This is a genomic window from Nocardia sp. NPDC058244, assembly GCF_042882065.1.
Classification (GTDB): Bacteria; Actinomycetota; Actinomycetes; order Mycobacteriales; family Mycobacteriaceae; genus Nocardia.
On record NZ_JBHVWX010000005.1, the window covers coordinates 586607 to 601396 of the forward strand.

The window sequence follows — 14790 nt, forward strand, 5'->3', positions numbered from 1 at the left end:
ATCTAAGCACTGCATAGATTTCCTGTCCAGTGCCGATTCCCGCGAGCGTCTCGCTTACGCTCGGAGGGTGAAGCGCACCCGTTACCACCACGGCGACCTGCGGGCCACGCTGATGGACGCCTGCCTGCGCCTGATCGAGAGCGAGGGCCTGGCCGCGGTCAGCCTGCGTCGCGTCGCCCGCGAGGCCGGGGTCAGCAGCGGCGCGCCGTACCACCACTTCGCCGACCGCGCCGCACTGCTGTCGGCCCTGTCGGTGGACGGCTTCCAGCGGCTCGCCGCCGACCTCACCGCGACCAAGGCCGCGGCGAACTCCCCGCTCGACGCGCTCACCGCGCTCGCCGAGGCCTACGTGCGGTTCTCCCGCGACCACCCGGCGCAATTCCGGCTGATGTTCCGGCCCGAACTGTCCCAGCCCGAGAAACACCCCGACGCGGGCGACGCGGGCGACACCGCCTTCCACGTCCTGGCCGACACGATCGACGAGGCCGTCGCTGCGGGTGTGCTGCCCGCCGACCGCGCCGAGACCCTCACCGTCGCCTGGTGGGGCCTGGCCCACGGCCTGGCCTCGCTGTGGCTGGACGGGCACCTGGTCAAGCGCAGCGAGCAGATGGGCACCACCGCGCCCGCCCTCGTCGACACCATCATGCGCGCCTTCGCCGACCTCGTCGCCGCCCACTCCGCCGACGGCTGACGCGCCATCGCGTATTCCCCCGGCCGAGCCCGCGCGCTCACCTACAGTGGGGTGCACCGTCATCCGTCGTGTGTCACCCGAGCAGGAGAGCCGATGTCTGCCACCGCGAAACTCGATCCCGTGGTCGAAGCGTTCGTCGACGCGCTCAACGCCCAGGACACCGACCGCTTCTACGGCGTGCTGACCGAGGACGCGACCATGTCCGACGACGGGGTCGAACGCGACCTCGCGCAGTGGACCGAGGCCGAGATCTTCAGCAGCAACGGCCGGCTGGCGGTCGAGTCGGTCGACGGTGACGGCCTCGAGCTCACCGCCGACTACACCAACAGCCGCTGGGGCTCGATGCGGACCACCTGGCGGTTCGTCCTGCGCGACGGACTGATCAGCCGATTCGAAACCGGACAGGCGTGAACGACCAACTCTTGCTGACCCCGCGCTACGGCGAGTCCTCCCTCGCCGACCTCCTCCCCTCGGCCCTGGCCTGCCTCGGCGTCGACGGCGAGACCGACCGGCTCGGCCTCGATCTCGACGTCGACCACGTGTGCGTGCTGCTCGTCGACGGGCTCGGCGCGCAGGCGCTGGCCGAGCACGCCGACATCGCGCCGTTCCTGTCGAGCCTGCCGCCCGCCACCATGACCGCGGGCTTCCCGAGCACCACGGCCACCAGCCTCACCACCCTGGGCACCGGCCTGCCGCCCGGCGAGCACGGCATCGTCGGCTATCTGCTGCGTCTGCCCGAGGAGCAGCGGCTGTTCAACAGCCTGCGCTGGCAGCTCAACGGCGCGGGCCCCAAGATCGACGCCCTCGCCACCTTCCCGCCGGAACGAATCCAGCCGCACCCCACCGTCTTCCAGCGCGCCGCCGCCGCGGGCGTCGCCGCGATCCAGGTCGCGCCCGGCTACCAGGACGGCTCGGGCCTGACCAGAGCCGGGTGGCGCGGCGGCGGGTTCCGGGCGACCTTCTCCGTCGGCGACCTGATCGACGGCGTGCTCGACGCGCTCGGCTCGGCCCCGAAAACCCTGGTCTACACCTACCATTCGGAACTCGACACGACCGGGCACGCGCGGGGTCCCGCCTCGCGGGCCTGGCGCTTCGAGCTCGCCCACGTCGACCGGATCGCCGCCGAACTGGCCGCGCGCCTGCCCGCCCGCTCGGCGCTGATCGTCACCGCCGACCACGGCATGGTCGAACTCACCGAGCGGATCGACTTCGACACCCACCCGCACCTGTCCGCGGGCGTCGCCGAGCTCGCCGGTGAACCCCGCGCCCGCCACGTCTACACCGCCGACGGCGCGACCGCCGACGTGGCCGGCACCTGGGCGGACGTGCTCGGCGCCGACTTCCTGATCCACACCCGCGCCGCGGCGATCGAGGCGGGCTGGTTCGGGCCGACGGTCACCGCCGAATCCGCCTACCGGATCGGCGATCTGGTCGTGGCGGCGCGCGGGGACGCCGGGGTGATCCGGTCCGGCGCCGAACCGCTCCAGTCGATGATGGTGGGCCATCACGGCTCGCTCACCGCCGCCGAACTGCTCGTTCCGCTGCGGATCCACCGCGGCTGAGACCGACCGCTTAGGCTGGAGCCCACTCGACGCGCACCCGCGCGGCGCGACCCTCAGGAGGAACCATGCACGCCACCACCCGAACCGGTGCCGTCGCCGTCGGCGTCGCGGTGCTGGCGGCACTGGCGAGCGGCTGCGCCGAGGTCGAGAAGGTGCTCAATCAGGGCGGCGACACCACCTGCCGCGACTACATCAACCAGGAGTCCGACACCAAGCGGATCACCATCGCCAAGGCGATGGAGGAGCGCAACGGCTCCGCACCCTCGGGCGCCCAGGTCGACTCGATGATCGTGCAGGTCGACCTGCTGTGCGCGGGCCAGCGCAATATCGACACCCCGATCAAGAACGCCGACATCCCCGGGCTGTTCCTGAACAAATAGCCGGCCACGGCGGCGTCAAGCCGCCACCACAGGGCATGCACCGGCGACCCGGTCGTCCTCCGGGAAACGGTGCACACCGCGGTGGCCCAGCTGATAGACAGGTAGGCGCCACCGACGAGCAGGGAGTGAACGTGGGCGCACACGACGACCCGATCGCCGGCTCGCCCAGGCCGGACCGGCTCTCGGACTATCGCGGCGCGCTCGAGAAGCAGTGGAACAAGCTGGCCGCGCCGTCGCGTCCGCTCCACCTGCCCCGCGACACCGGGCCGGTGCGCGAGGAGGTCGCCAAGTCGTGGCAGCGGTCGCTGCATACCGTCGACCCGGCGCAGACCGTCGCCCCCGGTTTCAACGACATCAGCGATCGCTGGTCGGAGTCGCCGCTGCGCAGGCCGGTCACCGAACTCGCCGGGCAACTGCGCGGCATGGCCGAGGAATCCGGCTATCTGGCCGTCGTCAGCGACGAATCGGGCACCATCCTGTGGACCGCGGGCGATCGGACCCTGCGCCGCCAGGGTGAGGCGGTGAACTTCGCGCCCGGCGGGGTGTGGGACGAGAGCCACATGGGCACCAACGGCCTGTCGCTGGCGCTGCACGACGACAAGGCCGTCACCGTCTTCTCCGCCGAACACCTGGTCGCCGCGCTGCACGGCTGGGTCTGCTACTCCGCGCCCATCCACGGCCCCGACGGCCGACAGGTGGGTGTCCTCGATCTGTCCTCCACCTGGGAACGCTCCCATCCGATGGTGATGACCTCGGTGCGGGCCCTGGTCACCGCGGTGGAGACGATGCTGCGCGCCGAGGCGCCGGCGCCCGCCCCCGGCGTCCGGCTCGAATGCCTCGGCGCCGCACGGTTGTTGCGCGACGGCAGGCCGGTGCCCCTACCGCCGCGCCAGCTGGAGATCCTGGCCCTGCTGGCGCTCGAACCCGAGGGCTACACGCCCGAACAACTGCACGCCGCGGTCTACGGCGACCGCTCGGTGTCGCTCAACACGCTCAAAGCCGATGTCTCGCACCTGCGCCGGGCCACCCGCGGCGAGATCGCCAACCGGCGCTACATGCTCACCGGTCCGGTGTCCTGCGACGCGGTCGACCTGCTCGCCGCGATCGAGGGCGGCGACCTCACCTCCGCGCTGTGGCTCTACCGCGGGCCGCTGCTGCCCGGGTCCGACCTGCCCGGCGTCGAACAGTGGCGCGCGCACCTGGACGTGGGCATCCGCAACGCGGTGCTCAACAGCGACCGGGCCGAGCACGCCGTCGCCTTCGGCCAGCGCTGCCCCGGCGACATCGCGATCCACGAGCACGCACTGCTGCTGCTCCCCCGTGACGACGTCCGCAGGGCCGTCGTCACGGCCCGCCTGTACACCGCACGCCAGGGCTGACCTGGGCGAACTCGCTCACCAACCTCGTACCAACCTTCGCCGACCATAGTGTGTTCCACCACGCAGAGGTCGCGAGGAGCGAGACGCATGATCTACGGCAAACCCGGATCGGATACCGGCATCGTCAGCTATGCCGCCCGATACGACAACTTCATCGGAGGTGACTGGGCCGCCCCCATCGAAGGCCGCTACTTCGACAACACCTCGCCGGTCGACGGGGAGATCTTCTGCGCGGTGGCCAGGTCGACGGCCGCCGATATCGACATGGCCCTCGAGGCCGCGCACCGCGCCACCGACCGCTGGGCCGCGACGCCGGCCGCCGAGCGCGCCGACATCCTCACCAAGATCGCCGACCGGATCGAGAACAGCATCGAGCCGCTGGCGGTCGCCGAGACCTGGGACAACGGCAAGCCGGTCCGCGAGACCCTGGCCGCCGACCTACCCCTGGCCGTCGACCACTTCCGCTACTTCGCCGGCGTCCTGCGCGCGCAGGAGGGCTCGATCTCCCAGATCGATCCCGACACCGTCGCCTACCACTTCCACGAGCCGCTCGGCGTCGTCGGTCAGATCATCCCGTGGAACTTCCCGATCCTGATGGCCGCCTGGAAGCTGGCGCCCGCGCTGGCCGCGGGCAACTGCGTGGTGATCAAACCCGCCGAGCAGACACCCGCGTCCCTGCTGCTGGTCGTCGAGCTGATCGCGGACCTGCTACCGCCCGGAGTCCTCAACGTGGTCAACGGCTTCGGCGTGGAGGCGGGCAAGCCGCTGGCGCAGAGCCCGCGGGTGGCCAAGATCGCCTTCACCGGCGAGACCACCACCGGTCGGCTGGTCATGCAGTACGCGAGCGAGAACCTCATTCCGGTCACCCTCGAGCTGGGTGGCAAGAGCCCGAACATCTTCCTGCCCGACGTGATGGCGGCCGACGACGACTACCTCGACAAGGCCGTCGAGGGGTTCGTGATGTTCGCCCTGAACCAGGGCGAGGTGTGCACGTGCCCGTCACGCGCGCTGATCCACTCGTCGATCTACGACGAATTCCTCGCCCGCTGCATCGCCCGCACCGAGGCCGTCGTGTCAGGTCATCCACTCGACACCGAGACGATGATCGGCGCGCAGGCCGGCAACGACCAGTACGAGAAGATCCTGTCCTACTTGGACATCGGCAGAGCCGAAGGCGCCCGCGTGCTGACTGGAGGGGAAGCACGCAAGGTCGACGGACTGCCGGGTGGGTACTACATCGAACCCACCATCTTCGAGGGTGAGAACACGATGCGGATCTTCCAGGAGGAGATCTTCGGACCGGTGGTCGCGGTGACCCGTTTCGACACCGTCGACGAGGCCGTCCGCATCGCCAACGACACCCTCTACGGCCTCGGCGCGGGCGTGTGGACCCGCGACATCAACACCGCTCATCGACTGGGCCGCGGCATCAAGGCGGGCCGGGTCTGGACCAACTGCTACCACGCCTATCCCGCGCACGCCGCGTTCGGCGGCTACAAGAAGTCGGGGTTCGGCAGGGAGAACCACGCCATGATGCTCGGGCACTACCAGCAGACCAAGAACCTGCTGGTCAGTTATTCGACCACGAAACTCGGGATGTTCTGATGCAGAACCGGATCCACCGTGTGGAGATCACCGAACGCGCCCAGACCCTGTTGCGCCGGTTGATCGAGGACAACGGCCCGGTGTTGTTCCGCCAGGCGGGCGAGTGCGGTGACGACGACGTCGCGCCGGTGTGCCTGTCCGCCAAGCAGTTCCCGATCGAGAAGGCCGACGTGCTGCTGGGCAGGCTCAGCTGGCACACCGAGTTCTGGATCAGCCCCGAGCAGTTCGAATGCTGGAAGGACACCCACCTCACCGTCGACGCGGTGCGCGGTCAGGCCAGCGCCGAATCGCTGGAAGCGGGCCAGGGCATGCGTTTCGTACTGCGCGCCCGCCAGCTCACCGCGGCGGAGAACGCGGCCCTGGCGGCCGCACCGCCCCCGCGAACCGGCGCCGACCGCACGCTCTAGCGGGCGCCCATCGACCTGACCTGGTAGGACCTTCCCGGCGCTGCCAGGTCACGGCGAGCCCCCGCCGACTGGGCCATCGCGGCTCAGCCGGCGGGGTGAGCTCGCCGTCTCCCGTGCCGGTCCGCACATAGCAAACACGTTCCGGCGCAAACCAAATCACGTCTCGCTCAGCGAGACATGCAGGTCAAGACTGCAACGATTCCGTTACGTTATAGCGATGTTCTTAGCGAGACTCGGTGTTCGAACCCGGATTCTGGCGATCGCTCTCATCCCCAGTCTCACGCTGGTGGTGGTCGGCGTCGGAACGGCGGGCTACCTGGTCGACGAGAGCAACAAGGCCGAGACCTGGGCCTCCGAGATGCAGGCGGCGGTTCCCTACACGCGCGAACTGATCGAGGCCGTGCAGTCCGAACGCCAGCTCACCCTGGCCCACCTGGCCGGTGACGAGACCGCCCAGCTCGCGCTCGCGCCCGCTCGCGCCCGGCTCGACGCCGCCTTCCGCGGCCTGATCGAGGTCTCGGCGGGCATCCGCGCGGTCGACGATTCCAACATCGGCGACGACAAGGGCGGATTCACCACGCTCGGTACGCATCTGGCCGGTGTGCGCGGTGGCGCCGACGCGGGCGTGCTGCCCGCCTCCGACGCGTTCATGTTCTACAACCGCCTGCTCGACGTCTTCACCGAGGGCACCAAGGTCGCCGAGCGCGCCGCTCCGGACGCCACCGTCGCCTCCGGCGTCGCCGAGGGCTTCCGCATGCTCAACGCCGCCGAGGCGATGTCGCGCAGTACCGCGCTGGCCATGCACATCGCCACCGCGGGCGGCCCGACCACCATCCCGGTCGAGGACTTCATCCGCCTCAGCGGCTTCTACCACGTCGAAGTCGCCAATCTCGCCGCCGAACTCGACGACACCCGGGGCGCCCCGATCACCGCGCTGATGGCCTCGCCGCAGTGGCTGCAGCTCACCGCGCTGGAATCCGCGCTCACCCAGCGGTTCACGACGCCGAGCGGCACCGGCACCTCGGCCAAGCCGGTCTCCACCACGGCGCCGCAGGTGAACATGACCGAATGGCAGACCGCGGCGGCCGACGTGAACCGGGCGCTGCTCGATACGTACGGCACGCACAACCGGTACGTCCAGAAGCTCGCCGAGGACACCGCGCAGCGCGCCGAGGTCACCGCGGCCATCGCCGGCGGCGGCGTGGTGGCGCTCAGTGTGCTGGTGTTCCTGATCGCGGTGATCCTGGCCAACCGGATCATCCGCCGCCTGCGCAGGCTGCGCACCGAAACCCTCGCCCTCGCCGACGAGCAGCTGCCCGCGACCATGCGCGCACTGCGCGAGGGCGGCGACATCGACGCCGTGCAGACCTCCCCCACCCTGGACTTCGGCAAGGACGAGATCGGTGAGGTCGCCCAGGCCTTCGAGCACGCCGCCTCGGCCGCGCTGCGCGCCGCCGTCGACGAGGCCCGCACCAGGGAGGGCGTGCGCGCGGTGTTCCTCAACATCGCCCACCGCAGCCAGATCGTGGTCCACCGCCAGCTCGAGATCCTCGACGAAGCCGAACGCCGCCAGGAGGATCCGGCGCTGCTGGAGACCCTGTTCCGGCTCGACCACCTGGCCACCCGCGAGCGCCGCAACGCCGAGAACCTGATCATCCTGGGCGGCGGCAGGCCCGGACGTCAGTGGCGCAAGCCGGTTCCGGTGATGGATGTCGTGCGCAGCGCCATCGGCGAGACGCTCGACTACGCGCGGGTGCGCGTCACCAAGCTGCCCGAGGTCGAGGTCGTCGGCACCGTCGTGGCCGACCTCGTGCACCTGCTCGCCGAGCTCGTCGACAACGCGACCGCGTTCTCCCCGCCGCAGTCGCGGGTCGAGGCGGGCGGCAACATCGTCGGCAAGGGCGTGGTCATCGAGATCACCGACCAGGGCATGGGCATGAGCCCCGAGGACCTGGCCCGCTACAACGACATGCTGGCCGATCCGCCGGACTTCGGTGTCGGCACGCTGTCCTCGGATTCGCGGCTGGGGCTGTTCGTGGTCGCCCGGCTGTCGACCTCGCACGGAGTCTCGGTGCGGCTCAGCGAGTCCGACTACGGCGGCATCCGCGCGATCGTGCTCATCCCGCTGTCGCTGCTGGCCGGCGACACCGACACCTCGATGATGCCGCCCGTCACCACCGGTCCGCTGCGTCGCGGGCTCCCCGCGCCCACCGCCGAGCCCACCCCGATCGCCGCGATCGAGTCGGCCCCGGCGCCGAGTGCGGTGGCCACGCTGGTCGCCGAACCCCCCGCGCCGCCGCGCCCGGTGGCGACCGAGCCGGAACTGCCGCCGGTGGAGACCCACGACGCCGACGCGCGACCGGCCCTGCCGCGGCGCCAGCGGCAGACCAACCTGGCGCCCGAGCTCACCGAGGAACCGGCGGCGACCGAGCCGCCGCGCGCGCCGGAGCGGCCCCGCTCGGCCGAACAGGCGCGCGACATCATGTCCGCGATCGAGAACGGCACCCGGCAGGGTCGCAAACCACTGTCCACATCGAACAAGGACGAACAGGAAGGCTGAGGTGAACTCTTCCCACCCAGGTGATCTCAACTGGCTGCTCGACGATCTCGTCGACCGGCTGGCCGGGGTCCGCTACGCGGTCGTGCTGTCCACCGACGGGCTGCTGCTCGGACGCTCCTCGCAGATGCAGCGTGAGGACGCCGAACACTTCGCCGCGATGTCGTCGACCCTCTACGGGCTCGCGCGCAGCGCGGGCAGCCGATTCGACGGCGGCGGCGTGCGCCAAGCGGTGATCGAGCTCGACCGCGCCGTCCTGTTCGTCACCTCCGCGGGCGACAACGCGTGCCTGGCGCTGCAGGCGAACGAATCGGCGAACCTCGGCATGGTCGCCTACGAAATGAACCTCACCGTGCAGCGGGTCGGCAGCTACCTGTCGACCGAACCGCGGCACGGACTGGCGGAGCTATAGGAAGCAGCACCATGACTCGACTCGGCGATCCGTGGTTCGACGACGCGGCCGGACCCCTGGTCCGCCCGTACGCGGTGACCCGCGGCCGCACCATGGGTGCGGCGCACGACCTGGACATGCTCACGGTGGTGGTGGCGGTGCATCCCGCCCCCACCCTGCGGCGCCCGGAACCCGAATACGCGACGATCGCACGGTTGTGCAAGCGCGCGCAGACGGTGGCCGAGGTCTCGGCCGTGCTGAAACTTCCTCTGGCGGTGACCAAGATCCTCGTCGGTGATCTCATCGGCGAGGGCCACCTCATCTTCCGGGCTCCGGTGACGGCCGAGGCCGGCGCCGGAGACCTCAACGTATTGCGAGCGGTTCTGGATGGCATCCGAAAACTTTGACCCCACGGCACCGGGCGGGCAGCATCTGGCCGCCTCGGTGAAGATCCTCATCGCCGGCGGCTTCGGCGTCGGCAAGACCACGATGGTCTCCTCCATCAGCGAGATCGCGCCGTTGCGCACCGAGGAGCTGATCACCGAGGTCAGCACCGGCGTCGACGACCTGTCGGGGGTGGAACAGAAGTCGACGACCACGGTCGCGCTGGACTTCGGCCGCATCACCATCGACCGCGACCTCGTGCTGTACCTGTTCGGCACCCCCGGCCAGGACCGGTTCTGGTTCCTCTGGGACGAGCTGTGCCGCGGCGCGCTCGGCGCGATCGTGCTCGCCGACACCCGCAGGCTGAGCAATTCGTTCGCGGCCGTCGACTTCTTCGAGCGGCGTGGCCTGCCGTTCCTGATCGCGGTGAACTGCTTCGAGGGCGCGCCGCGCTACACCGTCGACGAGGTGCGCGACGCCCTCGACCTCGACCCGAACACCCCCGTGGTGCTCTGCGACGCCCGCGACCGGCCCTCGGCCAAGGCGGTGCTGACCCACCTGGTCGAGTACCTCATCGAACGCGCCACCCGCACCCCGGTGACCACCTAGCGAACAGGTCCACCGGGGGGCGGTCCCGGCCGCTCTCCCGGGACCGCCGCAACCGCTCGGCAATCCCCCACCGAACCGCGGTGTTCGATCGAGAGCCCCCGACGACGGCCTCCAGCGCCGCGCGCGCCCGATCCCGCGGCGCACAGATGTGGTCCGGGCCACTTGGCCGGAAATGCTTCCGCTGCCATCTGGAACGAGTAATAATCTGGAATGTGTCCACCACATCGGACTTCGAGCGCATGCTCCGCGCGGCTTCCCTGCGCGTCACGGCACCGCGTCTGGCGGTGCTCACCGCCGTGCACCAGCATCCGCACGCCGATACCGACACCATTCTGAGCCGGGTCAGGGACACCCTCGGCGCGGTGAGTCACCAGGCCGTCTACGACGTCCTGCGCGCCTTGACCACCGCGGGTCTGCTCCGGCGGATCCAGCCCATGGGCACCGTCGCCCGGTACGAGACCCGGGTCGGCGACAACCATCATCACCTGGTGTGCCGATCCTGTGGCGTGATTGTCGATGTCGACTGCGCAGTCGGCGATGCGCCCTGTCTGACCGCTATCGATGACACCGGTTTCGTCGTCGACGAAGCCGAGGTCATCTACTGGGGCCGCTGCCCCGACTGCACGACATCACCATCACTCTCCTGAAAGGATTCACCGTGCCCGAGGAACATCCACCTATCGCGGAAGCCAACACGGAACCCGGTGACAATGGCTGCCCCGTGACATCGGCCCGACCGTTCGCCTCCGCCGACGCCCGTGGCAGCAACCGTGACTGGTGGCCGCACCAGCTCAATCTCACGATCCTGCAGAAGAATCCGCCGGTGGCGAACCCGATGGACGCCGACTTCGACTACGCGGCCGAGTTCGCCACCCTCGACCTGGCCGCGGTGAAGCAGGACATCGAGCAGGTCATGACGACCTCGCAGCCCTGGTGGCCCGCCGACTTCGGCCACTACGGCCCGTTCTTCATCCGGATGGCGTGGCACTCGGCGGGCACCTACCGCGTCGGCGACGGCCGCGGCGGCGCCGGCTCGGGCATGCAGCGCTTCGCCCCGCTCAACAGCTGGCCCGACAACGCCAGCCTGGACAAGGCCCGCCGCCTGCTGTGGCCGGTCAAGAAGAAGTACGGCAAGAAGCTGTCCTGGGCCGACCTCATCGTCTACGCGGGCAATGTCGCGCTCGAGTCGATGGGCTTCCCCACCTTCGGTTTCGGCGGCGGTCGCGTCGACGCGTGGGAGCCGGAGGAGGACGTCTACTGGGGTCCGGAGAGCACCTGGCTCGGCGACGAGCGCTACACCGGCGAGCGCAACCTGGAACGTCCGCTCGCCGCGGTCCAGATGGGCCTGATCTACGTGAATCCGGAAGGCCCCAACGGCAATCCGGACCCGATCAAGGCCGCGATCGACATCCGCGAGACCTTCGCCCGGATGGCGATGAACGACGAGGAGACCGCCGCGCTGATCGTCGGCGGGCACACCTTCGGCAAGACCCACGGCGCCGGCGACGCCGAACTGGTCGGACCGGAGCCCGAGGCCGCCCCGCTCGAACAGCAGGGCCTGGGCTGGAAGAGCAGCTTCGGCACCGGCGTCGGCGCCGACGCGATCACCAGTGGCCTGGAAGGCATCTGGAACAGCACCCCGATCACCTGGGACAACAACTTCCTGGAGACCCTCTACGGCTACGAGTGGGAACTCAGCAAGAGCCCGGCGGGTGCCCATCAGTGGATCCCGAAGGACGGCGCGGGCGCCGGTACCGTGCCCGACCCGTTCGACGCCGCCAAGAAGCGCACCCCGGTCATGCTGACCACCGACCTGTCGCTGCGCTTCGACCCGATCTACGAGCAGATCACCCGCCGCTGGCTGGCGAACCCGGCCGAGCTCACCGACGCGTTCGCGCGCGCCTGGTACAAGCTCACCCACCGCGACATGGGTCCGGTCGTGCGCTACCTCGGCCCGCTCGTCCCGTCCGAGGAACTGCTGTGGCAGGACCCGGTGCCCGAGCACACCGGCGCGCTGATCGGTGACACCGAGATCGCGACCCTCAAGAGCCAGATCCAGGCCTCGGGGCTCACGGTCGCGCAGCTGGTGTCGACCACCTGGGCGGCGGCCTCGTCGTTCCGTGGCAGCGACAAGCGCGGTGGCGCCAACGGCGGTCGGCTGCGGCTGCAGCCGCAGGCGGGCTGGGAGGTCAACCAGCCCGACGAGCTCGCGCAGGTCGTGCGGACCCTCGAGGGCATCCGGGAGACGTTCAACGCCACGGGCGGCGCCCAGGTGTCGTTCGCGGACCTGGTCGTCCTCGGCGGCGCGGTCGGCGTCGAACAGGCCGCGCAGGCCGCGGGCTACGACGTGACGGTGCCGTTCACGCCGGGCCGCACCGATGCCACCCAGGAGCAGACCGACGTCGAGTCCTTCTCGGCGCTCGAGCCCAAGGCCGACGGTTTCCGCAACTACCTGGCCAAGGATGCCCGCATCCCGGCCGAGTACCTGCTCGTCGACAAGGCGAACCTGCTCACCCTGAGCGCGCCGGAGATGACGGTGCTGATCGGTGGTCTGCGGGTGATCGGCGCGAACTACCAGCAGTCCCCGGTCGGCGTGCTGACTTCGGCGCCGGGCACGTTGACCAACGACTACTTCGTCAACCTGCTCGACATGGGCACCGAGTGGGCGCCGTCGGCGTCCGACGACAACGTCTACGAGGGCAAGGACAGCGCGACCGGCGCGGTCCGCTGGACCGGTAGCCGCGTCGACCTGGTGTTCGGCTCGAACTCGCAGCTGCGCGCCGTGGCCGAGGCCTACGCGACCGACGACGCGAAGGAGAAGTTCGTGCGCGACTTCGTCGCCGCGTGGACCAAGGTGAGCAACCTGGACCGGTTCGACCTGGCCTGATCGCTTCCGGCAGCACACCCCGCGACCCACTCGGGTCGCGGGGTGTGCTGTTGCGGGATCAGGCCGTTGCGGCGACCTCGGCCAGCCGGTCCACCGACGCCAGCAGCTTGTCCGAGGTGGTGGCCTTGGCCCTGACCTCACGCAGTTCGTCGTGCAGCCGCGTCCAGTCGTAGGTGTGGGTCACCCGGGTGGTGGTCTCGTCGATCGGCTCCAGCTCCCAGCGCCACAGGTGCCCGGGCGGGGTCTTGCCGCGCTCGGAGGGGTTCCACGCGATGCGGCGGCCCTCTTCGAACTCGACGATGTGGTTGTCGCGGTCGGCGCCGTTGGTCAGCGTCGTGGTGAACACGTCGCCGACGGCCGTGACCCGCTGTCCCGCCGCGGCTTCGGCGAGATTGTCGTTGCCGTCCCAGCGCGGTTGCTGGGCGGGGTCGGCGATCAGTTCGAAGAGGGCGGCGGCACTCGCCGCGATCTCGCGGGAGGCGTGGACGATGCGGGGCGCGTCGGTGGTTTCGGTCACGGAGCCGATGAAACCAGCAGCTCACCCGCCCGGGCAAGGATTCGGCTCGAGCCCGCGCCTAACTCACGCGCGACACCGTGAACACCGGGATCACGCGGCTGGTCTGCTCGCGGTACTCGGCGAACCCCGGCATGATCTCGACCATCCGGTCGAACAGCGCGGTGCGCTCCGGGTCGTCGACGAGTTCGGCCTTGCCCGTGAAGGTTTCGGTGGGCAGCTCGACGGTCAGCTCCGGATTCGCGACCAGGTTGTGGCACCAGGCGGGGTGCTTGTCGGCGCCGCCGTTGGAGGCGATCAGCACGACGCGGTCGCCGTCGGGCAGGAACACCAGCGGATTGGTGATCGCGCGACCCGACTTCGCGCCGGTGGTGGTGATGATCACCATGTTGTCGCGGCCCTCGAACATGCCACCGACCCGGCCGCCGTTCGCCCGGAATTCGGCGATCACCTGGTCGTTGAATGCGCTCATCGTCGTCCTTTCGTCGCTGCGGTCCCCTGCCCCAACCATCCTGGCGCGCCCCGCATTCCCGCCCGTCCTCGGCATATGCGCCGAGATGGTGACCTCGACTAACGTTGCGGAGTGCTTGGACATTCACACGCGACCAGTGGGGCGCTGGCCTGGGCGGGAACCGCCGCGGCGCTCCCGCTCACGGTCGCCGCTTTCCCCCTGTTCGACAGCGACACAACACGATTCGGGATCGCCGAACTGATCATGGGCACCCTGCTGACCGCGGGTGCCGCGCTGCTGCCGGACGCGGATCATCCGAGCGGAACCATCTCGCATGTGCTCGGCCCGGTGTCACATCACCTGTGCCGCTTGATCTCCTGGCTCTCCGGTGGGCACCGGCACGGTACCCACTCGCTGTTGTTCGTCGTCGTCGCGGTCGCCGCCACCTGGGCGGGCGAGCACTACCTCGGCAGGCCGTTCACCCTGGGTCTGGTGTTCTTCCTGCTCGCGCTGGCGGTGCGGTCGCTGCACCTGTGTCCGCCGGGAAAGAGCGTGCGGACCTACGGCACCGTGATCGTGCTGGCCACGGCGGGCACCTTCGCGGTGGACCACTGGATCGTCGACCGGCCGGCCTGGCTGCCGATCTGCGTCGGCCTCGGCTGCCTCGCGCATCTGCTCGGCGACTGCCTCACCGATCGGGGCTGCCGCCTGCTGTGGCCGTTCCCGCTGCGGACCCGGGTGCCGCTGATCGAGCGGACTGGGAACCGGGTCGAGACCTGGGTCATCTCACCGCTTTTCGTGCTCGGCACGATGGGCGCGCTCTGGTACGCGATCATGCATCGACCGTGAGCTGATCCGTCGCGAGGACGGCGGGACCCCTCCCCGCCGTCCTTGCCCTTCTTTCAGCGGTATCGCTTCCACAAATACATGTTTTGATGCGCATATCGACGTATCAGCATGCAGATTGTGACAA

16 protein-coding genes are annotated in these 14790 nt (G+C 69.8%); 14 read left to right on the plus strand and 2 right to left on the minus strand.

Features of this window, described 5'->3' with window-relative positions:
* Positions 1–67 precede the first annotated feature (67 nt).
* The 13 genes from ACFVW6_RS19210 to katG all read left to right on the plus strand — a co-directional run bounded on the left by ACFVW6_RS19210 (position 68) and on the right by katG (position 12852).
* Positions 68–691 (plus strand): TetR/AcrR family transcriptional regulator, encoded by a 624-nt coding sequence (locus ACFVW6_RS19210; RefSeq protein WP_378829335.1) that lies wholly within the window; start codon positions 68–70, stop codon positions 689–691.
* 93 nt (positions 692–784) lie between these two features.
* Positions 785–1102, plus strand: coding sequence for a nuclear transport factor 2 family protein (locus ACFVW6_RS19215; RefSeq protein WP_355280301.1), 318 nt, complete (start codon positions 785–787; stop codon positions 1100–1102).
* Entirely contained in the window at positions 1099–2253 is a 1155-nt protein-coding gene (locus ACFVW6_RS19220) for an alkaline phosphatase family protein (RefSeq protein ID WP_378829339.1), read from the plus strand. Before ACFVW6_RS19215 ends, ACFVW6_RS19220 begins: the two co-directional genes overlap by 4 nt.
* A gap of 65 nt (positions 2254–2318) precedes the next feature.
* The gene (locus ACFVW6_RS19225) at positions 2319–2633 is read left to right on the plus strand and encodes a hypothetical protein (protein ID WP_355280297.1); all 315 of its coding nucleotides are present in this window, start codon (positions 2319–2321) and stop codon (positions 2631–2633) included.
* Positions 2634–2758: 125 nt separating this feature from the next.
* Positions 2759–4012, plus strand: coding sequence for a transcriptional regulator (locus ACFVW6_RS19230; protein WP_378829341.1), 1254 nt, complete (start codon positions 2759–2761; stop codon positions 4010–4012).
* Positions 4013–4099: 87 nt separating this feature from the next.
* Positions 4100–5617, plus strand: coding sequence for an aldehyde dehydrogenase family protein (locus tag ACFVW6_RS19235; RefSeq protein ID WP_355280294.1), 1518 nt, complete (start codon positions 4100–4102; stop codon positions 5615–5617).
* Entirely contained in the window at positions 5617–6024 is a 408-nt protein-coding gene (locus ACFVW6_RS19240) for a DUF779 domain-containing protein (protein ID WP_355280293.1), read from the plus strand. Before ACFVW6_RS19235 ends, ACFVW6_RS19240 begins: the two co-directional genes overlap by 1 nt.
* A 217-nt stretch (positions 6025–6241) precedes the next feature.
* Positions 6242–8584 carry a nitrate- and nitrite sensing domain-containing protein gene (locus ACFVW6_RS19245; protein ID WP_355280291.1) on the plus strand — a complete coding sequence of 781 codons (2343 nt, stop codon included), beginning with the start codon at positions 6242–6244 and terminating at the stop codon, positions 8582–8584.
* 1 nt (position 8585) lies between these two features.
* Positions 8586–8993, plus strand: a complete 408-nt coding sequence (locus ACFVW6_RS19250; RefSeq protein ID WP_355280289.1) for a roadblock/LC7 domain-containing protein — start codon at positions 8586–8588, stop codon at positions 8991–8993.
* Positions 8994–9004: 11 nt separating this feature from the next.
* Positions 9005–9379 (plus strand): DUF742 domain-containing protein, encoded by a 375-nt coding sequence (locus ACFVW6_RS19255; RefSeq protein WP_355280287.1) that lies wholly within the window; start codon positions 9005–9007, stop codon positions 9377–9379.
* Positions 9360–9965 carry an ATP/GTP-binding protein gene (locus ACFVW6_RS19260; RefSeq protein WP_218722350.1) on the plus strand — a complete coding sequence of 202 codons (606 nt, stop codon included), beginning with the start codon at positions 9360–9362 and terminating at the stop codon, positions 9963–9965. Before ACFVW6_RS19255 ends, ACFVW6_RS19260 begins: the two co-directional genes overlap by 20 nt.
* A 212-nt stretch (positions 9966–10177) precedes the next feature.
* The gene (locus tag ACFVW6_RS19265; protein WP_355280285.1) at positions 10178–10612 is read left to right on the plus strand and encodes a Fur family transcriptional regulator; all 435 of its coding nucleotides are present in this window, start codon (positions 10178–10180) and stop codon (positions 10610–10612) included.
* A gap of 11 nt (positions 10613–10623) precedes the next feature.
* Positions 10624–12852: a catalase/peroxidase HPI gene (gene katG, locus ACFVW6_RS19270; protein WP_378829347.1), complete on the plus strand. Its 2229-nt coding sequence runs from the start codon at positions 10624–10626 to the stop codon at positions 12850–12852.
* A gap of 58 nt (positions 12853–12910) precedes the next feature.
* Here katG and ACFVW6_RS19275 read toward each other — a convergent pair whose 3' ends face one another.
* Both ACFVW6_RS19275 and ACFVW6_RS19280 read right to left on the minus strand, forming a co-directional pair.
* Positions 12911–13369 (minus strand): SRPBCC family protein, encoded by a 459-nt coding sequence (locus tag ACFVW6_RS19275; protein WP_378829349.1) that lies wholly within the window; start codon positions 13367–13369, stop codon positions 12911–12913.
* A 58-nt stretch (positions 13370–13427) separates the two neighbouring features.
* Positions 13428–13838, minus strand: coding sequence for a nitroreductase family deazaflavin-dependent oxidoreductase (locus tag ACFVW6_RS19280; protein ID WP_378829351.1), 411 nt, complete (start codon positions 13836–13838; stop codon positions 13428–13430).
* Between the two features lie 111 nt (positions 13839–13949).
* Between ACFVW6_RS19280 and ACFVW6_RS19285 the strand changes: the two genes are divergently transcribed.
* Positions 13950–14666: a metal-dependent hydrolase gene (locus ACFVW6_RS19285; protein ID WP_355280280.1), complete on the plus strand. Its 717-nt coding sequence runs from the start codon at positions 13950–13952 to the stop codon at positions 14664–14666.
* The last annotated feature ends 124 nt before the right edge of the window (positions 14667–14790 follow it).

Bases quoted from the DNA above. Each gene is read 5' to 3' on its own strand.
- ACFVW6_RS19280 (WP_378829351.1), bottom strand. From the start codon at position 13,838: ATGAGCGCATTCAACGACCAGGTGATCGCCGAATTCCGGGCGAACGGC.
- ACFVW6_RS19235 (WP_355280294.1), top strand. From the start codon at position 4,100: ATGATCTACGGCAAACCCGGATCGGATACCGGCATCGTCAGCTATGCC.
- ACFVW6_RS19215 (WP_355280301.1), top strand. From the start codon at position 785: ATGTCTGCCACCGCGAAACTCGATCCCGTGGTCGAAGCGTTCGTCGAC.
- ACFVW6_RS19225 (WP_355280297.1), top strand. From the start codon at position 2,319: ATGCACGCCACCACCCGAACCGGTGCCGTCGCCGTCGGCGTCGCGGTG.
- ACFVW6_RS19245 (WP_355280291.1), top strand. From the start codon at position 6,242: ATGTTCTTAGCGAGACTCGGTGTTCGAACCCGGATTCTGGCGATCGCT.
- ACFVW6_RS19255 (WP_355280287.1), top strand. From the start codon at position 9,005: ATGACTCGACTCGGCGATCCGTGGTTCGACGACGCGGCCGGACCCCTG.
- ACFVW6_RS19260 (WP_218722350.1), top strand. From the start codon at position 9,360: ATGGCATCCGAAAACTTTGACCCCACGGCACCGGGCGGGCAGCATCTG.
- ACFVW6_RS19240 (WP_355280293.1), top strand. From the start codon at position 5,617: ATGCAGAACCGGATCCACCGTGTGGAGATCACCGAACGCGCCCAGACC.